The following is an 18,233-nucleotide window of genomic DNA, read 5'->3' on the forward strand; positions in this document are numbered from 1 at the left end:
GGCATGATCGATCGGACTGGCCAGTCGCTCGCCGGTGCTGCTGTAAGGAGCCTGCTTTGAAACAAGATCTGTTGTTGACGGCAACCGAAATGGAACGCGACGGGATTGCCCAGTTTGATGGCTTGGCTGCCGATCGTGTGAACGTTCAAGTGATCGGCGTGGGCTTGGTCGCCGCGGCAATTCATACCATGCAGGCACTGCAGCGGTTCCAGCCAGCGCGGGTCATCGTCGCTGGGATCGCCGGCCGGTTTGGTCGCGCTGATGGCTTGAATGACGCTGATGGCTTGAATGACGGCACTGACCTTGATGCGGCGACAGATGTTCCGCAGCATGCCCACTGGTTTCGAAGTCTCGCCCTGGATGGGATCGGAGTGGGCCAAGCTGATCAGTTTCTTGATCCGCAAGACTTGGGCTGGGACTTCGCTGGAAAGGGGACGCGGAATGTGGATTGTGCCCTGCCCTGCCCTGTTGATCAGGTGACCGGTTTAGCGGACGGTTATTTGTTAAGCGTCTGCGCAGCATCGGCCAGCGCCGAGGAAGCCCAGTGGAGGCAGCAGCGGTTTCCCGGCGCCGTTGCCGAAGACATGGAGTCGTACGCTGTTGTCAAAGCGTGCCAAGCGTTTGACGTGCCCGTGTTCGTGTTGCGCGGCTATTCGAACTCGGTGGGGTACCGGGACCACGCCTCTTGGAAAATTCAGCCCGCGTTGCAGTCGATTGCCAGTCAGTTGCAATGGTTTTGGAAAACTTGCTGATTGATCCTTTCCCTGTCACTCATTCGCATCCAAAGACAATCATGGCAAAGCCGATTCGTTTAGGTATCTCCACCTGCCCCAATGACACGTTCACGTTCTATGGATTGATCAATGATTTGGTTGATCGTCGGGGCTTAGAATTTCAGATTGAATTGTTGGACATTCAGCAACTGAATGATGGATTGTTTGGCAATCAGTTTGACGTTGCCAAGTGCAGTTTTCATGCGGCTCTGTTGCTGAGCGATTCCAAGACGGTGTTGCCCAGCGGTTCAGCATTGGGCTTTGGTGTTGGGCCGTTGCTGTTGGCCAGTCAGGCTGATTCGCAGCCACAGACCAAGCAGCAAGTCACGTTGTGTCCGGGCAAACACACCACCGCAACCATGCTGTTTCGATTGTTCTATCCAGAGACCACCACCGTCCAGCATGTGGTGTTTTCTGACATCATGCCCGCGCTAGTCAAGCAGACGGCCGACTTTGGTGTGTGCATCCACGAAGGTCGTTTCACGTGGCAGGATCAGGGGTTGGCCTTGGTCGAAGATCTTGGGACGCGTTGGGAGCAGGAGACCGATTGTCCGCTGCCGCTGGGCGGTTTGGTTGCCAAGGATTCTTTAGGCGATGAGTTGATCGCTGACGTGCAGGCGGTGGTCCATGACTCGCTGCAATGTGCTCTGGCAGATCCTAAGCAAGCACTGCCAACCATGCGGAAATACGCCCAGGAGTTTGAAGATGAGGTTTTGATGAAACATGTGCACTTGTACGTCAATGACTGGACCGTCGCTTTGGGGACGGTTGGTGAAAACGCTTTGCAGCAATTGAATCAACAAGCCAAACGCTGTGGGCTGATCGCTGATGATCAGTCCGGTCTGCGCATTTTTGCCTGATGCGATAGTGTTTCGCCCGGTCCGTTAGGCAGGTGGTTGATGGATCATTTTGGGGGTGCGGGCGGTGGTCGGTCTAATCGCCAGCGGAGACTGGCATTGGACGGATTTGGCTGGATGCTTTAATCTGTTAGCGGACAGCTCGTCGTAGGACCTTCTGAGCTGGTCGTCCGTTAGTCACGCAACGAAATGGAATCGAATCGATGTCAACCAAACGCGTGTTGTTTGTTTGTATGGGGAATATCTGTCGTTCACCGGCGGGCGAAGCGGTGATGAATCGCTTTGCCGAAGAGTTCGGCGTGGACGTTGAAGTTCAGTCAGCTGGGACGCATGGTTATCACGTTGGCGATCGTGCCGATCCCAGGATGCGGACCGCTGCGGAGGATCGTGGCTACGACTTGGCTAGTCTAGCGCAGCAGGTCACTGAAGCAGATTTGGCAGAAGGCGTCTATGACTTGGTGCTAGCGATGGATGCCGACAACTATCAAAACTTGATGGATCTGGCGGGTGGATCAACAGATCACATTCGCATGTTTAGCGATTACCTCGACGGCAACTGGCCGAGTGACGTTCCTGACCCCTATTACGGCGAAGCGGACGGTTTTGGCGAAGTTCTGGACATGCTTGAAGAGGGTTGTCCCGTCATTCTGCAAACCCTGGCCGGAGAAGCCATCTTCGACAACTCCTGAACAGGGACAGAGTTCAAGGCTGCAGAATTTTAGCCAAGCGTGGCCTTGAAGATCTGCAGGTTAGCCACGCGGGGTGCCGTGCAAGCACGGCCCCCTATCGAACGCAGCCCCGGTTCGATGAAATTGCGATTGCCCAGAGAAAAGTCCGGGAATCGCAACATCACCAGAAAGATAAGATGTTCAAAGCGCTGCGAGCTTGCACACACCCTGTTGGTGTGCGGGGGATGAACTTATTTTGCCGCTGCAAAACGAGTCGCCACAGCGTCCCAATCCACTGCGTTCCAGAAGGCAGCGATGTAATCAGGGCGGCGGTTCTGGTAGTTCAGGTAGTAGGCGTGTTCCCAAACGTCCAAGCCTAGCACGGGTGTGCCGGAGATACCGGCGATTTCAGCACCCATCAGCGGGCTGTCTTGATTGGCAGTGCTGCCAACCTTCAGCTCGCCAGCTTCGACGTACAGCCAAGCCCAGCCGCTGCCAAAACGGGTTGCTGCGGCCGCAGCAAACTGTTCTTTGAACGCATCAAAGCTTCCGAAAGCGGCGTCGATCGCAGCAGCCAAGTCACCGCTCGGTGCGCCACCTTTGCCAGGGCCCATCACGGTCCAGAACAGGCTGTGGTTGGCGTGGCCGCCACCGTTGTTCCGGACGGCGCCACGTTTGTCGGCTGGAACGCTGGCTAAATCAGCGACCAAGTCCTCGATCGACTTGCTGCCAAGGTCGGTGCCTTCGATGGCGCCATTGAGCTTGGTCACATAAGCGTTGTGGTGTTTGCCGTGGTGGATTTCCATCGTCTTGGCGTCGATGTTTGGCTCCAGGGCGTCCAAGGCGTATGGCAATTCGGGCAGTGAGTAAGCCATTGCGAGCTTTCTCCAATATTTCGAGATGGTGAAGTGACTGGGAAGTGGATGTTTCAAACGATAGCAATCGAAGGACCGCTGCCCAAGTGGGGGCAGCGGTGGAGACCAGCAAATCAGTTGATCCGGGCTAGCGGTCGGCTTAGAGTTCAGCTTCGATCGCTGAGAGCAGTTCTTTGTCGCTGGGTTTGGTGCGAGGCTGAAAGCGTCCAACGAGCTGTCCTTCGCGGTCGATCAGGAACTTTTCAAAGTTCCAGCTGACGTTGCCCTTTCCTTTGGGCTTGATGTCTTTGGCGGTCAAGTACTTGTAGAGGTCGGCAGCGCCGTCACCATTGACTTCCACTTTGCTGAACATGGGAAAGGAGACGTCGTACCGATCGCTGCAGAAGGTCGCGATTTCGGCGTCGGTGCCGGGTTCTTGCTTGCCAAACTGGTTGCAAGGGAATCCGAGGATCACCAGGCCTTTGCCTTTATATTCCTTGTACAGATCTTCCAGGCCGGCGTACTGAGGAGTCAATCCACAGCGGCTGGCGGTGTTGACGATCAGGACGACCTTGCCTTCGTAGTCTTCCAGGTCAACAACTTCGCCCTTGATGTTTTTGACTTTGAAATTCAACGCACATTCGTGGTCCGCATCTGCGGTTGCGACCAGGCCACTGAGGCTTAGAACGCAGATCGCCAGGGTCGCAGTCGCAAAGGATTTGATCAGGGTCATGGGAGAGTCTCTCGATTAAAGGTTGGAAAATGGAGGGAATTCGATTGTGGCGAAACACAGCGAACATTTTGAGCTGTATTGTTGCGAGCCGACCAGTGGAGGCTTCAACGAACCGTACCCGTGCTGAGCGCCAACGCCGGCCGAAGGGTTCGCCAAAGGTCCTTTCGGCCCGGGCCGTGGTTATGGGCAGCAGTTTTGGAAGTCTGTTGCCCGGTGCGTTACCAGTTGGCGGGGGGGAAGGTCGTTCAGTGGGAGAATTTTCAAGTTCTAGGGCGAGTATACCGGCCCTGCTAGTGGCGACGGGCGGTTAGGGAGGTTAGTTTCTTGGTTTTGTACGCTAGGCGCGGTTTTTGCTTGCAACAGATTTCAAGACACGTCAATATCGCCACGCCCACTGATTAATTCTTCCCCAAGGTAAATGCGACAGATGGAAAATCGGAAAAAACTACTCACAGCGGGGTTCCTCACCCTGATTGCAGCCGGGATCGGGTTTGCGGTTCGTGGAGGTTTGTTGGACATTTGGTCCGCGCAGTATGGTTTCACGATGACCGAATTGGGTCAGATCACCGGCGGAGGTCTGCTGGGATTTGGTTTGGTGATTCTCTTTGCCGGGCTTTTGGTCGACTTCGTTGGCTACAAAAATTTGCTCGTTCTGGCGATGGTTTGTCACGTCGTCTCAGCGGTCATGCTGTTCTTCGCGACTCCGATTTTTAATGCTGCCGGGAAAGACGCAGTTTACGATGTGCTGTTCTGGTCCGCGTTTATTTTTGCCGTCGGCAATGGTATTTGCGAGGCCGTGATTAACCCGCTGACCGCGGCTCTCTACCCCAAGCAAAAAACACACTATCTGAACATCCTGCACGCTGGCTGGCCAGCAGGTTTGGTGATTGGAGGCCTGATCGTTTTCGCAAAAGAAAGTATCGGCTGGGAAATCTTGTTGGCGACTTACCTCATTCCTGTCGCGATGTACGGGGTGATCACGCTGAAAGAAACCTTCCCGAAGACGGATGCTCAAGAGGGTTCGATTTCGTACGGGGGGATGTTTGCCAGCTTGATGGGGCCGTTCTTCATGATCCTGCTGGTCGCTCACGCGTGCGTGGGATATGTCGAACTTGGGACCGACAGCTGGATCAACAAGATCACCGGTGGAATTCTCAGCAGCGCAATGTTGGGTACGGCGCTGTTCATCTACACGTCGCTCTTGATGACAGGCTTGCGATTTTTCGCTGGACCGATCGTGCACAAGATTTCTTCGCTGGGCTTGCTGTTGATTTCAGCTGTGACCGGTGCGACGGGTTTGTACCTGATTAGTATCGGCGATAGCGTTCCCTTCATGTTCTTCGCAGCCACGGTTTATGCCCTTGGGAAAACCTTTCTTTGGCCAACCATGCTTGGTGTTGTTGGTGAGCGTTTCCCCAAGAGTGCCACCGTTGCGATGGCTTTGATGGGATTCATCGGCATGACCTCCGCCGGTTTGTTGGGTGGCCCTGGTATTGGGTACAAGCAAGACTACTTTGCGTCGAAGTACATCCAAGAGAACAATCCGGAAACGTTTGAACGTGTGCAAGCGCCCAATGAAAACTCCTTCCTGTTCTTCCCAGCAATCACTGGTATCGATGGTTCGAAGGCTGGAATGCTGTCCGACAATGGCGAGGCAGTGCTGAAAGATGTCGAGATTGCAGCCGATCAAATTGATGACAAGGCATTCACCAGCTTGCGAGAGAAAGCAGCTTGGTGGTCGGAAAACGAAGAATTTGCGAAGACGGATGCTGGCCCTGTCGCTGAGGCGACACTGTATGGCAGTCGGATGGCGATTCGCGTGACAGCCTTGGTCCCAGCAACGATGGCGGTGCTGTATCTGATCTTGTTGCTTGCCTTCAAAGCACCGGCCGGCGGGCACACCGAAGAGGCCGAAGAGATCGCTCAGTCAGGTCCTGCTGAATATTGAGCTGAATCTAGATGACGGCCCGCGCAGGGCTGAACTCGGAATTTTGCATGTGAAACGCCCCGAAGTCTATCGCTTCGGGGCGTTTTTCTTGTTTCTGCCAGTGGATCCCAATGGAAGTGCTTAGATCTCCCCTGAGCAATGGCTGTTTTTCTGTCTAGAATCTCGCTTCATTGTTACGGTTTAACCATGCTCAGTTTCCTCGTTTCCACCTGAAGTCCTGTGCTACGCACTCACACCTGCGGACAACTCCGCAAAGAACATGTCGGTACTGAAGTCACCCTGTGCGGTTGGGTGGAGAACAAACGCGATCACGGTGGAGCAGTCTTCATTGACTTGCGTGACCGCTATGGTTTGACGCAGGTTGTCATCGGGCCGCCAGAGGCTGAGCAAGCCAGTATCGACGCTGCCGGCCACGTCTCAGCGGAAAGCGTGATCAAGGTGGTCGGCGTGGTCGCCAATCGTTTGGAAGGCAAAACAAACGACAAACTGGCGACCGGCGAAATCGAAGTCCGCTGCCCCAAGCTGGAAATCTTAAACGCTTGCCAAACCCCACCGTTCACACCCAATCAGCCTGACCTGCCCGGTGAGGACTTGCGGTTGAAGTATCGCTTCCTTGACCTGCGTCGCCAGGAGATGCAGCGGGCGATGGTGTTGCGCAGCCAAGTCATCAAGATCATGCGTGACTACTTCGCCGAGCATGACTTCATCGATGTTGAAACACCGATCTTGGGACGCAGCACGCCTGAAGGTGCGCGTGACTACCTGGTGCCTAGCCGTGTGCACCCCGGTGACTTTTATGCCTTGCCTCAGTCGCCACAGCTGTACAAACAAATCCTGATGGTGGCCGGTTTCGATCGCTACGTGCAGGTGGCAAAGTGTTTCCGCGACGAAGACTTGCGTGCAGACCGCCAGCCTGAATTCACTCAGCTTGACTTGGAAATGTCATTCGTTGACGCGGATGACATCATGGGATTGATTGATGGCCTAGTGGCCAAGACCGCGCAGCAAGTCTTGGGCAAAGAGGTCACCTTGCCACTGCCACGCATGACCTACGAAGAAGCCATGCGACGGTTTGGGCACGATGCGCCCGATTTGCGTTTCGACATGGAAATCGTCGATATCACCGAAGTGGCCAAGAAGACCGAATTCCGCGTCTTCCGTGGAACTGCCGATGCTGGCAACTTTGTTCGCGGCCTGCGAGCTGTGGGGGCGGCTGAAAAGTATTCACGGCGTCAGATCGATGAACTGACCGAGTTTGTCAAGGAATTCGGGGCCAAGGGCTTGGCGTGGTTCCGAGTGGAAGAAAATGGGACGCTCTGGAGTCCTGTCGCGAAGAACTTTGACGAAGAACACTTGGCTGAAATTAAGTCACTGATGGGCGGTGAGCCTGGTGACTTGCTGATGTTCTTGGCGGACACCTGGGATGTGACTTGCAAAGGTTTGTACGCGCTTCGTAAGCGGCTCGGCAAGGAGCTTGAACTGTACGGCGACGATGACTTGCACTGCAGTTGGGTCACTGAGTTCCCGATGTTCGAACGCGACGAGGAGTCAGGACGCTGGGTGGCAATGCACCACCCCTTCACTGCCCCGCTGGAAAGTGACTTGGAAAAGTTGCAGGCCGAACCCGAAAACTGCCACGCTCAGGCCTACGATTTGGTCATCAATGGGAGCGAAGCCGGTGGTGGCACGATCCGAATCCATGATCAGGAAATCCAATCGCAGGTCTTTGACTTAATGGGCATCGATGAAGCGACAGCCGAAGATCGATTTGGCTTCTTGCTCAATGCCTTGCGTTACGGTGCACCGCCACACGGTGGGATTGCCTTGGGCGTCGATCGCTGGGTAATGCTGTTCGCCGGTCTGGAAAACATTCGCGAAGTGATCGCGTTTCCAAAGACGCAAAAGGCGTCCGACATGATGACTCAGGCTCCGGGCGAAGTCGACACGGATCAGTTGACAGAACTCCACCTGCGAACGCTGGCCAAGAAGCAGTAGCTGGTTGGGGGATTTGCCTCGCAAGTCCACGCATTAAAACATTCTTGGTCAACATCCTCCCGAGCTGTCGTTACAATCTCGGGACGACGCCTGTCGTTTTGCTAAACTTATTCACTTCCTGGGAGACATTCCATGCGCCGTCGTACCATGATTCAAGCCACTCTTGCTGCTGGCATTGCTGGATGTGCCTTAAGCAAGCCGTCCTTGGTTGCAGCCGACGAGGCAGCCAAACAGGTTCCTTGGATTCGCAAGACGCTGAAGATCGGCATGATCGGCGTCAAAGGTTCGTTGGAAGACAAGTTCAATGCAGCCCTGGAAGCTGGCTTTGAAGGTGTCGAAGTCAACGTGCCTGGCATCAATGTGGATGAAATCAATGCCGCTGCCAAAGCGACCGGAATCGTCATCGACGGTAGTGTCGGCGGAACCCACTGGAACATTCGTCATAGCGATCCTAAACCAGAGGTTCGTGCCAAGGCGCTGGATAACTTGATTCGCGGCATCGAAGAGACTGCCGCCGTCGGTGGTGACTCTTGCTTGTTGGTCGTTGGTCATGGAAAAGATGGGACGCAAGAGGAAGTCGCCCAGCGCTCGCGCGAGAATATTCTCAAAGCATTGCCAACTGCTGAAAAGCACAACGTTTCTATTCTGGTCGAAAACGTCTGGAACCATTTCTTGTACGACCATGGTGGAGATCACACGCAGTCTGTGAAACCACTGGCCGATTACATCGATTCGTTTGACTCTCCCTTGGTCGGCTTGCAATACGATCTGGGCAACCATTGGAAATATGGTGACACTGCTCAGTGGGTGCGCGATCTTGGACCTCGCATCAAAAAGCTGGACATCAAAGGCTTCTCGCGAGCAAACAACAGGTTCACCAAGGTCACCGAAGGTGATGTCAATTGGCCCGCGATTGAAAAAGCACTTCGTGACATTGGCTTTGTCGGCTGGTGTGCCGCTGAAGTTGGCGGTGGCGACTTGAATCGCTTGAAAGAGGTTGCTGCCAATATGGAAGCCGCTTTGAACTGTACCAAGAACGCCTAACAGGCTGTCGCAAGCGAAAATCCGCTGCCTCGTCATTCGAACCGAAAACAAAGCCCGGTTCGAAAGTCGGGGGCAATGGTGGGGAATGTCCCCCCTTAAATCAACGGGCTTATTCTTAGTGGTCCATCAGCTTCATGCACGCAGAAGAATCGTCCGCAAGCCCGTCTGAACCCTGCCACGTGTCGGTCATGCCCGATGAAGTGGTGCAGGCTGTGGCGGAGTGCCAGCCCAAAGTCATCATTGATGGGACCTTCGGTGCTGGCGGGCATTCGCGACTGATGTTGGAGCTGATGGATGCCAATGGCTCGATCATCGGCATGGACCGTGATCCTGCGGTTTCAGCGCGACAAGAGGCCGCTGAACAGGCCGGTCAGTCCGATCCACGCTTGAGCGTTTTTCTGGGCAGTTATGAACAGTCGCCCAAAGCACTTGAAGCGTGTGATTTGGAAAAGGCCTGCGCCATGGTGCTGGACCTTGGGTTGTCCAGTGACCAGCTTGCAGATCGTTCGCGGGGATTTAGTTTCCAACACGATGGTCCGTTGGATTTGCGTTTTGATCCCGAACGTGGAGTGCCGGCAAGTCAGTGGATGGCGCGTCACAGTGAGAAAGAAATTGCGGATGCCATTTACCAGTTCGGCGAAGAACGTTTCAGTCGTCGCATTGCTCGCGAAGTGATTCGCCGTGCCCGTGAAGGCAAGGCAGTCAAAACCGTCGCGGAGATGGTCGACGTCTGCCGTCGCTGCGTGCCCCGTGGCAAGAATCACGACATCCATCCCGCCACTCGCACCTTTCAGGCCTTGCGCATCGCAGTCAACGATGAACTTGGCATTCTGCAGCGGACGCTGGCACACTGTGCCGATTGGATTCGCCCGGGCGGTGTCTTGGTTGTGATCAGCTTTCACTCGTTGGAAGATCGACTGGTCAAGCATGCCATGCGTGATGACCAACGCTGGGAAGTGGTGACAAGAAAGCCGCTCCGGCCAACCGATGCAGAGATCGAGACCAATCCGAGGTCTCGCAGTGCCAAGTTGAGAGTCGCCAAGCGACTGTGATCATCGCGACTGTGATCATCGCTAGCGGTCTGTTTTGCCAGCAGTGATACAACGACAGCGAAGAAGTCGCGCGCGGCGACCGTTGAATCGTGATCGCAAACAGTGGCCTTGCTTGGCAGAGTGAGCTGGCCGCCAGAGTGAGCTGGCTTCTGAGTCGCAGCCAAGTTGCAACCGATTGAAAGGCGAGCGTTCGCGACCGGGCACATCTTGTGCCCGGCCCGTGAGGTGTTCATTGTCGCGATACAGAAGCGTATCTGCAATGAATATCAGCCCGTGGCCGCAAGCTGATAGCGACTACCTCACACGAAGGCGAACTCGCGGAAGATCATTGATTCTAAATGGACGCTGATCGAGTTTGCTGGTTTGCCGAATTGGCTGGTTGCCACGCTGGTTGCCACGTGGGCGGGAGACCAGCAGATGTGTCAGCAAATGCGTCAGCAAGCAAGGCAGACAGCTTCGAACCGAGTGCGTTTGGCAGGGCCATCCTGGCCTGCGACGCCGCATGGTGTTGAAGCTGCAGTGCGATCGTCTCGGGCCTAAGTTATTTGCTAGCAACAACTTATGGTTTCTGAGGCGGATTCGCGATCAGGTCCAATGGGTGGGTAGCAACATGGAAAGCCCCTGTCACTAGCTCTAGCCTACGCGGAGGACCCGGCTGGTCAACCACAGATTTTTGAGAATCCTGGATACGGGCGACCGTCGTTGGCGGTAACTCGTTGGGCAGGGATGATTTATGTTCGCACGCGGTTGCTACGACTTTTTTCGACGAATCTTTGTTGTGGTTCGTCGATCAGGCAGAATCGGCCCTTGGGAGGGGTTTTGGTGAACTGGTTAGGTGGTCTGTGCATGAGATTTGAGCACCGCGTAGTCAGCCAGCGTTTCGCCGCAGATCTTATTCATGGCGGATTGTCGCCGGCGATCGACCGTCCGGGGGCTCATTTGTAGTTCCGTGGCGATATCGCGATTCTTTTTCCCGGCGACGGCCAGTTCCAGCACGGCGCGTTCCGCGTCGGAGAGCTGCTTGAGCAGACCGCTGGCATGTTGTCGCCGCGTTTTGGTCTGGTGTCGCGCAAGGCTGTTTTCGATCGCCAGAGGCAGCTCGCCCAGCAACTTTTCCATCGCGATCGGTTTTTCCAGAACCGTGTGAGCGCCTGCCTGCATCGCCGCAACCGCGATCGGAACATCGGCGAAGGCGGTGGCCAAAATCAGTGACAGCGAGGCGTTTGCGTTTTTGAGTCGGTGGATCAGTTCTAGACCATCGACGTCGGGCAAACGCAGGTCGGTCACAACGCAGCCAACATCATCGGCGGTCACAGCATTGAGAAACGAACTGCCGCAAGCGTAGCATTCAGGTCGATAGCCTTCGACCTGTAATCGGTGCGCAACGGTTTGCAGCACGGATGGATCATCATCGATCAGCAACACGCGGGGTTTAGCGTGAACCGCACTGGTCACGCTGTTCTGGGCAACCAAGGGTGTGGCAGTTGTTGAGCCCGCAGTGGTTGGGGCCATTGCCCCATGGCCTGGTGCGAGGTCCCGCCGGGCCGAGGGCGAGAGATCTTGGGGGGGCTGCACTGGCAAAGCTGGATTAGCTTGGGAGGGGGGAGTTTGCGAGGAAGGTGGGTTTGAGAGCTGTTTGTCGAGTTGCGAGTCGGGCATTGGGGCGAGAATCTAACAAGGCTGCTGGGCAGATGTGCCCGAGAAAAATCTATCTTTCAACGACTTGATCGGCAGTCCATTCGGTCCAGGTGGGCTGTCAAGCGAAACGCAGACGCATCTGAAGAAAAACAGCGCGAGCGGGGACAGAACTTTGGCCTTCAGTACCGTTATGTTGCAAGATAAACGGCCAATGTGCAAGGAGTGTTTACTGAAGTGTCCCATTTAGAAGCGAACGCATGCGATTGAGGTTCGATTTTTCGTTTTGGGTTCCCTTGGTGATCTTGCTCGCAAGCTCCAGGAACAACTGATCCACTTCGGCGGCAAGTTTTTGAGCTTGTTCTTGCTGCTTTTCAAAGTAGCTGATTAACTCCGCTTGTTGCTTTTCGTAGGCCGCGTTGATTTTCGACCGCATCTGAGCCTTTGTTGCGTCGATCTGCATCGCGATGGCTTGGTCGGTTGCCTCGCGAATTGCATCGGTTAGATTGGTGTTGACGGTAATGTCTAGGTCATCCCAGCGACCACTGAACCCCGCATCGATGGTGATCACATCTAAATCGGCCAGGCTCTTTTCAAAGGCTTGAACTGCGGCCAGTGATTCATGTTTGGGAGCGGTTTGGATTTGCACAGAAACATTGGTTTGCTTGCTGACCAAGCGGCCGTGCACTTCATCGCCTGTGGATCGCAGTTGCACCCAGATTTCTCGTTCTCCACCATCCGCGATGATGGCGAGAGATTCTTGGGTCCCGAACGTTAGGGGCGAGGGGGTTGATTGGGGCCAGTGGATGGTTAGCCGATCGGAATCACGGTCTTGGTATTGATCCAACACATAGTCAACATTGATCACGCGATTGGATGCCTGATCATTTTCTTTGTGCAATCGGAACCGAGTGTGCAAGGGGGACATCACCAGCGAGGGGTCGCTGGATAGATTTTCCACATTGCCCGTCAATTGATAACGCTCGCCGTCAGCGGACATGAAGCCGTCGATTTGGCAGTTGCGAATCAGCAATGCCGGGTCAGGGCCGCCATTGCGTAAGTCAATGCTGCGACCGCGTTCACGCTGCGCTTCGGGAGCTTTGACGGTCGCGTTGACGGTGAACTGTGCGATTTGCTTTCCGCCTTGCCAGTACTGTTTGATGGTTTGAACTTGTTGCTTAATCGCATCTTGCACCAGATCGATGCCAAAGTTTTTTGACTGGGATAAGTCGCCAGGAATGTACTGGTCGACAAGTTTCAGGTCGGTTTGTTTGGCCCGTTCCAGGGAATCAAGGTCCTCATCGAACTCGCGAGGCAGGGACTGCAGCGTTTGCAGCACGGTTTGGATTTCCGCTCGCGTTTGATCGCCCTTGGAGATGGTTTGGCCAATCAGTTGAAAGTCGCGCAGGGGATTGTTGATATCGCCAGCAGTGCGTTTCAGGTCCTTGACTTGGGATTCGATGGACCTGGCTCGGTTGCTGAGCGACTGAAACTCGTCGTGCCATTTGGTTTTCAACTGGCGACTGCGCCGCACGGTTTCCAGTTCGTTGACAACTTGTTCTGTCTTGTCAGCTGCTGCGCCGGCGACGTGGTTTAGGAAATTCATGGCAAGCGGTGACAACTGGCTTGGCAGGTCACTTGGAGACGGGAGATCTTCGATGTCCGTTGGCAGGTGTCCGGATTCGGATCGCTCGGTGCCGATCTCCAAGCCATGGATGACTGCATTGCGGGCAACCCAGCGACGCTGCATCAGTGCATCGCCATCAATTTCGACTTCGATTGATTCTGCAATCAAGGCATTGCGCATCTGGTTGCCTTCGCGCGGATCGGCAATCCTGAGGTTTCGGTACGCAATGCGTGGCGGAAGCAAGCCGACGTGAGCCGAATCAATCTCTACCTTCGCGCCAAGGCTGGCCTGCAGGGACTTGATCGTGGCCCACTTGGCAAGCGGCCCCAGCAACCAACCGATGGCTAGGATCAAAACAACAACGACCGCGAAACGCGGAATAACGTAGCTCCAACGGATCATCCGGCGGCCTTTTTGTCTTGAGATTCACGCAATTGAGTGAGGAGATGTTCGAGCGAGACATTGAGAGACTCTTGCGGGGACAGGCCTCCATGGTCTCGGTCTAAGATCGATCCGGGGTCGCTGGCCGTCGGACTTGTGAGCCGATCAGCTTGCTCGGAATCAGCGGCTGTTTGAGCAACCTCCTCTTGAGCAGCATCGTCGCTGCTGCGGATCAGATCGATTCGAGTTCGAACGGCCATCATTTGCCGGTGACTTGGCAACTGGTCGCTCGCCGATTGATCGGTGACAGGATCGTGAGTGTCTGATGCACTGAGTTCTTCCGTCGAACCCTGCTCTGCGGCTTCGCTGGCCAGTGCGTCCGGATCCGTTTCTGCCTGCTGTTCCTTGTCAGAGGCTTCATCCTTGTCGTCTTCTTCCGGTGCAATCCAGTTGAACAGCGGTAGCGTCAGGCGATACGTCGGATAGACCAAGCCCAGGCCAATCAGGAAACTGCCCAGAACAATGGTGTTGTTCAGATCGGTCCAGGGCACCATGGGCAACGCCCAAGCCTGCTGGGCAATGGGCAGTGTTCTTGGGTCGGTCAGCAAGTAGTTGCCAACTTGATCAGACCAGGGATCCAGGTAACCCGCTAAAAAGGTCACCCCGATCGCTACCAAACCCATCATCGCATGGTTCAATTTCATGCAGAGAATCAGCACCAGCAAGCCAATGGCCAGCAGGTTGCCATGCGGAATCAAACCGAGCAGCACGCCGGTAGCCACGCCCGCGGCAAGTTGTTTGGGATGCTTCCGCTCGGCAATCGCGGTAGACACCTTCTTCAGCAGTTTTAGGACAAAAAGCACCATCGCGGTGCGCCTCCATGCTCTCGATTCAATGATCAAGGAATCCGAGTGCTGCTGTTAATCCTCCGATCAACCCAGACAGCCTCAGTCTCGTTTTCGGCTCAAACCGCGTCAGATATTTAGTGCAATCGTTACAGTTTATTGACAGCCTGGCGACTGGGCAGATTGGGGTGTTTAGGGGGCGTGGTTCGCTGTTATCGATCGATGGTGGCACTGGCTGGAAACTGTCGCAGGCACGTGTCGTGTGAGCGAGGCGGGAGGTGACCGGCCGTCGAACCGGTGGCCCGTTCCATCTCAGCACTAACGTAAAAGGGGACGCACATGGTGTTCAGTGTTGCCGATGTCATGGGGCCTGATCAGGAAGGGTTGCCGCTCATTCGATCAGCAGAAAGGCCGCCGCCGGCGATTGGGACTTGCTGTCAATCGCGTTGGGAATGCCTCAAAATTTGTTGACCACCGCTGTCACAGTGTGGTAGCTTGAAGGTTCGCGTGTCTTGGTCTGAGGTGGATGGGATGTGTGGACTTTTCTTTTCCAAACTTGGCTCCTGGTCTGGACGGAGCTTTCCTAGGTGCTGGCGAGAATCAACTCGTGCTGCCTGGGGCCCGCTATTCTCTGGTCTGGCGACCTGTTGGATCTGTTTGCTTTCAAGCGTGGCGTTTGGCCAGGCCAATCAGCCGCAGCCAGACGTTGACGCTCCGTTTCAGCTATCCGATTTCGGTTGGCGACCAGCGTTTCAGAACGATCGGTCAACCCCCTCGCAACGGGATTCCGATGGCCGCAAGCTACATTTAATTGTGCTCACCAATGACGATTTTCTTGGTCAAGCACCAGTCAAAGCCGCGCCCGGGGTGCGTTTGGTTTCAGCGATCAAACCGGGGGTTGTTCGCCATTCGGTTTGGTGTCAGCGTTCGATTGCCAACGCTTTGCGAAGAGCACAGGAGGTGCGCCCCGGACTCAGCAACGAACTGGTCGTTAGCTATTTACCAGCTGGCGAACCTCGTCTATTGCACGCCGCCAGGTCTGAGACGACTGCGAAACGGGTGATCGTGATGTGCTGCAGTTCTGATGATCGATTGCTGGGACTCTTGGTTGGTGTGCCAAGTCATGACGACTTATTAGCGTTGATCGAAGACAGTCAGGAAGCTGCATTGATTGCCAGTTTTGCTGACCAGAATAGCGTTTGGCCCGATCAAGCCTTGGCCGATCGCAGTCGCCAGAGACTCCCGCGACGTTGGCGATTCTTGTTTGATCAGTTATTAACCAATCACGCTGGCGGCAAGGCACGTTTCACTCGTCAAGATCTTGCCGAGATCGTCACGACGACACACTTGGCGTCGCTTAGTCAAACGCTTTGGCCGGTCTATCTCAAGGATTGCCAGCAGCGGTTTGCCTTGGAACTGCCGGTCGATACCCAACGCTTGATCACCGTTGAGCAACACTGTGAGACACGGTCCGATTGGTGTCAAACCATGATCCCCTTGATCGCGGGCGTGGACGTCAAGCAGCACTGGACAGGTCTGACCAAAGTGATTTGGGGCGTCGACCCCTATGATCGAAACAGGGAAATTGACTCGTTGTTGCAGTGGTTGAAAGCCGCGCCAGATCGGGCTCGATTCATGGCTATCGCTGTGCCTGGAGATGCCGTGCCTGGAGATGCCGTGCCTGGAGATGCCGTGCCTGGAGATGCTGGCGGGCGGGAGTGGTTTGAAAACATGCCGCTCGAAACACACGTGGTGACACGATGGCGCGAGGCACATCAATCGATCGATGTTGAGGACCTGCGCATGATCAAGCCTGCAGAATTGGCAATGTGGATTCAACATGACCAATTGCCGGCAGTGGATCTGAATCTGCCCAGTCGCCTGCGCTATGTCATCGTGGAACCTGGGCAACAGAGAATGCGTTTGATTCGACAAACTGAATCGCCAAATCGGTTGCTGAAGTTGGCTGAAAAATTCAGCTCGCAAGCCAATCCAAACAAGTGACTTCTCAATGGGTTTAAGAGGTGGTGTGATGAAACGATTCTCAACGGCGATCATGGTCATGACCATGACACTCCCCTTGTTCGGCAGCGCTGCGGCCCAGGGGCTTGCAGCGATCAAGCAGAACCAGATCGTGCACGGTTCTCAGCTTTTCATGCAGGATTTCGTGCCTCGGCATCCCACGCTGCAAGGCGATGGCCTGGGCCCTTTGTTCAACGCCAGTTCCTGTGTTGCCTGCCACAATCAAGGTGGCGTGGGCGGCGGTGGGGCAGCCGAGTTCAACGCCAAATCGGTGGGCATTGATCGACTGGAAATCAAGGGACCGGGAATCGATCAGCAGGTGATTGCTCAAATGATTTCCAGCTTTCATCCAGGCTTCATTGATACCTCCGGTAGCGTGGTGAACATCTTTCCGTTGGCGCATCATGGTGGGTCCGCGGCGTTTCAGCAGCGAACCCAAGCTGTGTTGGAGCACTCGTCGATTCGATTTGCCTCATCGGGAGGATCATTCGATGCAGGCGAGGTGCGAGCTGGAAATGCGACACCGCTCCGCTACACGAACAACTTCGGTGGTCGTTCAATCGATTTGCATGCTCGCGTTTACCAACGCAATACCACATCCCTGTTTGGTGCCGGGCTGCTAGACAAGATACCCCTGCGAGACATTCAGAAACAATTTCGACTGCAAAAGCGGCATCCCGAAATCAGCGGTCGGCCGGCGACTTTGGACAATGGTTCTATTGGCAGGTTTGGCTGGCGGGGGAACGAATCCTCGTTGCTCAATTTCGTTGATCGGGCCTGCGCTGCCGAGTTGGGATTGAAAACGCGTCGAAGAGATCAGCCCTTGGACCCGTTTGTGCCGCTTTACCAGAACCCAGGCTTTGATGTCTCTGATCGCGAAATCCGCGCCATGTCAGCCTTCGTCGCCGCATTGCCGCGGCCCGTTGAACGGATTCCCCAACCCAATGAGGATCGCTTGATGGTACAGCAAGGCAAGAAGGCTTTTGAAACGGTTGGCTGTGCTGTTTGTCATACGCCTCAGCTCGGTGATGTTGCGGGGCTCTACAGTGATTTGCTGTTGCACGACATGGGCTATTCGTTGATGGACTTAAACCATGCCGAGCCTTACATTGTCAATCGATCGGTGTACCGAACGGTAGCCGAGACCGCCGCGAAGGTTGGTGGTGAACGCATGTTTGGGTACTACGGCAGCGGCGCCTTCATCGATCTGCCAACACGTACGGAGCGATCGTCGACTGCCGCAGCCACGGAGGCACAGATTGTTGAGTCCGTTGCCAGGTCCGCGCAGCGACCAACTTCATATCAGACACCTACAGCGTATCGATTTGTCGCCCCGACCCGCCCCACGACACCCTTGGAAATCATTCCAGGGCCATCGCGCAGCATGACTCTGGAGGTGCAGGATCTGACCGCGAATCAGTCAGGGGGCGGCGCCACCATCGAGACCACCGAAGACATCACCTTTCAGGTCCGCTATCAGGACACCAATTTCAACCAGGAATGGAGAACCCCGCCACTGTGGGGCGTTGCTGATTCAGCGCCCTACATGCACGACGGTCGGGCGAGCACGTTGCTTGAAGCGATCACGATGCATGGCGGTGAAGCCACCGGGACGCGTGATCGATTTTTATTGCTTTCGCATCAGGATCGCGAAGCCTTGCTGCTTTTCCTCGGCCACCTCGTCGCTCCGTCGATGCCGCAGCAAAAAGCGCCGGTGATTGCGCGGCAATAAATGCTAGCAATTCGCGAAACGACTTGTTGAAAATCTCGGTAGCTCCGCCTGATCTTGGGCGGACGGC

The 18,233-nt window shown here is 55.2% G+C and carries 14 protein-coding genes; 9 read left to right on the forward strand and 5 right to left on the reverse strand.

From position 1 onward, the window contains the following. Nucleotides 1-56: 56 nt before the first annotated feature. The 3 genes from SV7mr_RS04565 (at nt 57) to SV7mr_RS04575 (ending at nt 2,319) form a co-directional block, all read left to right on the forward strand. Nucleotides 57-752, forward strand: coding sequence for a nucleoside phosphorylase-I family protein (locus tag SV7mr_RS04565; protein ID WP_145269630.1), 696 nt, complete (start codon nt 57-59; stop codon nt 750-752). Then, on the forward strand, nt 731-1,633 hold the full coding sequence (locus tag SV7mr_RS04570; RefSeq protein ID WP_419188090.1) for a 1,4-dihydroxy-6-naphtoate synthase: 903 nt from the start codon (nt 731-733) through the stop codon (nt 1,631-1,633). The genes SV7mr_RS04565 and SV7mr_RS04570 overlap by 22 nt, the downstream gene beginning before the upstream one ends. Before the next feature lie 200 nt (nt 1,634-1,833). After that, the gene (locus SV7mr_RS04575) at nt 1,834-2,319 is read left to right on the forward strand and encodes a low molecular weight protein-tyrosine-phosphatase (RefSeq protein ID WP_419188091.1); all 486 of its coding nucleotides are present in this window, start codon (nt 1,834-1,836) and stop codon (nt 2,317-2,319) included. 230 nt (nt 2,320-2,549) lie between these two features. Here SV7mr_RS04575 and SV7mr_RS04580 read toward each other — a convergent pair whose 3' ends face one another. Then, the gene (locus SV7mr_RS04580; RefSeq protein WP_145269634.1) at nt 2,550-3,173 is read right to left on the reverse strand and encodes a superoxide dismutase; all 624 of its coding nucleotides are present in this window, start codon (nt 3,171-3,173) and stop codon (nt 2,550-2,552) included. Between the two features lie 139 nt (nt 3,174-3,312). Continuing rightward, nucleotides 3,313-3,876: a glutathione peroxidase gene (locus SV7mr_RS04585; protein WP_419188446.1), complete on the reverse strand. Its 564-nt coding sequence runs from the start codon at nt 3,874-3,876 to the stop codon at nt 3,313-3,315. 436 nt (nt 3,877-4,312) lie between these two features. On the opposite strand from SV7mr_RS04585, the gene SV7mr_RS04590 reads away from it, so the two are divergent. The 4 genes from SV7mr_RS04590 (at nt 4,313) to rsmH (ending at nt 9,924) form a co-directional block, all read left to right on the forward strand. After that, the gene (locus tag SV7mr_RS04590; protein ID WP_145269638.1) at nt 4,313-5,833 is read left to right on the forward strand and encodes an MFS transporter; all 1,521 of its coding nucleotides are present in this window, start codon (nt 4,313-4,315) and stop codon (nt 5,831-5,833) included. Between the two features lie 219 nt (nt 5,834-6,052). After that, nucleotides 6,053-7,828, forward strand: coding sequence for an aspartate--tRNA ligase (gene aspS / locus SV7mr_RS04595; protein WP_145269640.1), 1,776 nt, complete (start codon nt 6,053-6,055; stop codon nt 7,826-7,828). 132 nt (nt 7,829-7,960) lie between these two features. Further along, nucleotides 7,961-8,872, forward strand: coding sequence for a sugar phosphate isomerase/epimerase family protein (locus tag SV7mr_RS04600; protein ID WP_145269642.1), 912 nt, complete (start codon nt 7,961-7,963; stop codon nt 8,870-8,872). Nucleotides 8,873-9,006: 134 nt separating this feature from the next. Beyond that, on the forward strand, nt 9,007-9,924 hold the full coding sequence (gene rsmH, locus SV7mr_RS04605; RefSeq protein WP_419188092.1) for a 16S rRNA (cytosine(1402)-N(4))-methyltransferase RsmH: 918 nt from the start codon (nt 9,007-9,009) through the stop codon (nt 9,922-9,924). Nucleotides 9,925-10,755: 831 nt separating this feature from the next. Here rsmH and SV7mr_RS04610 read toward each other — a convergent pair. The 3 genes from SV7mr_RS04610 to SV7mr_RS04620 all read right to left on the reverse strand — a co-directional run bounded on the left by SV7mr_RS04610 (nt 10,756) and on the right by SV7mr_RS04620 (nt 14,433). Beyond that, the gene (locus SV7mr_RS04610) at nt 10,756-11,436 is read right to left on the reverse strand and encodes a response regulator transcription factor (protein WP_419188093.1); all 681 of its coding nucleotides are present in this window, start codon (nt 11,434-11,436) and stop codon (nt 10,756-10,758) included. 352 nt (nt 11,437-11,788) lie between these two features. Next, entirely contained in the window at nt 11,789-13,588 is a 1,800-nt protein-coding gene (locus tag SV7mr_RS04615; RefSeq protein WP_145269646.1) for a TIGR03545 family protein, read from the reverse strand. Further along, nucleotides 13,585-14,433: a TIGR03546 family protein gene (locus SV7mr_RS04620; protein WP_145269648.1), complete on the reverse strand. Its 849-nt coding sequence runs from the start codon at nt 14,431-14,433 to the stop codon at nt 13,585-13,587. The genes SV7mr_RS04615 and SV7mr_RS04620 overlap by 4 nt, the downstream gene beginning before the upstream one ends. A gap of 792 nt (nt 14,434-15,225) precedes the next feature. Here SV7mr_RS04620 and SV7mr_RS25070 point away from each other — a divergent pair. Together SV7mr_RS25070 and SV7mr_RS04630 are read left to right on the forward strand one after the other, a co-directional pair. After that, entirely contained in the window at nt 15,226-16,416 is a 1,191-nt protein-coding gene (locus SV7mr_RS25070; protein WP_419188094.1) for a hypothetical protein, read from the forward strand. A gap of 28 nt (nt 16,417-16,444) precedes the next feature. Next, complete coding sequence (locus tag SV7mr_RS04630; protein ID WP_145269654.1) at nt 16,445-18,166, forward strand: di-heme oxidoredictase family protein; 1,722 nt, start codon at nt 16,445-16,447, stop codon at nt 18,164-18,166. The last annotated feature ends 67 nt before the right edge of the window (nt 18,167-18,233 follow it).

Source organism: Stieleria bergensis, from assembly GCA_007745635.1.
Lineage (GTDB): Bacteria > Planctomycetota > Planctomycetia > Pirellulales > Pirellulaceae > Stieleria > Stieleria bergensis.

Excerpts from the sequence above, each read along its gene's own strand:
- SV7mr_RS04620 (WP_145269648.1), bottom strand. The coding sequence starts at position 14,433 with ATGGTGCTTTTTGTCCTAAAACTGCTGAAGAAGGTGTCTACCGCGATT.
- SV7mr_RS04630 (WP_145269654.1), top strand. The coding sequence starts at position 16,445 with ATGAAACGATTCTCAACGGCGATCATGGTCATGACCATGACACTCCCC.
- SV7mr_RS04600 (WP_145269642.1), top strand. The coding sequence starts at position 7,961 with ATGCGCCGTCGTACCATGATTCAAGCCACTCTTGCTGCTGGCATTGCT.
- SV7mr_RS04580 (WP_145269634.1), bottom strand. The coding sequence starts at position 3,173 with ATGGCTTACTCACTGCCCGAATTGCCATACGCCTTGGACGCCCTGGAG.
- SV7mr_RS04615 (WP_145269646.1), bottom strand. The coding sequence starts at position 13,588 with ATGATCCGTTGGAGCTACGTTATTCCGCGTTTCGCGGTCGTTGTTGTT.
- SV7mr_RS04575 (WP_419188091.1), top strand. The coding sequence starts at position 1,834 with ATGTCAACCAAACGCGTGTTGTTTGTTTGTATGGGGAATATCTGTCGT.
- SV7mr_RS04570 (WP_419188090.1), top strand. The coding sequence starts at position 731 with ATGGTTTTGGAAAACTTGCTGATTGATCCTTTCCCTGTCACTCATTCG.
- SV7mr_RS04610 (WP_419188093.1), bottom strand. The coding sequence starts at position 11,436 with ATGGCCCCAACCACTGCGGGCTCAACAACTGCCACACCCTTGGTTGCC.
- SV7mr_RS04590 (WP_145269638.1), top strand. The coding sequence starts at position 4,313 with ATGGAAAATCGGAAAAAACTACTCACAGCGGGGTTCCTCACCCTGATT.
- rsmH (WP_419188092.1), top strand. The coding sequence starts at position 9,007 with ATGCACGCAGAAGAATCGTCCGCAAGCCCGTCTGAACCCTGCCACGTG.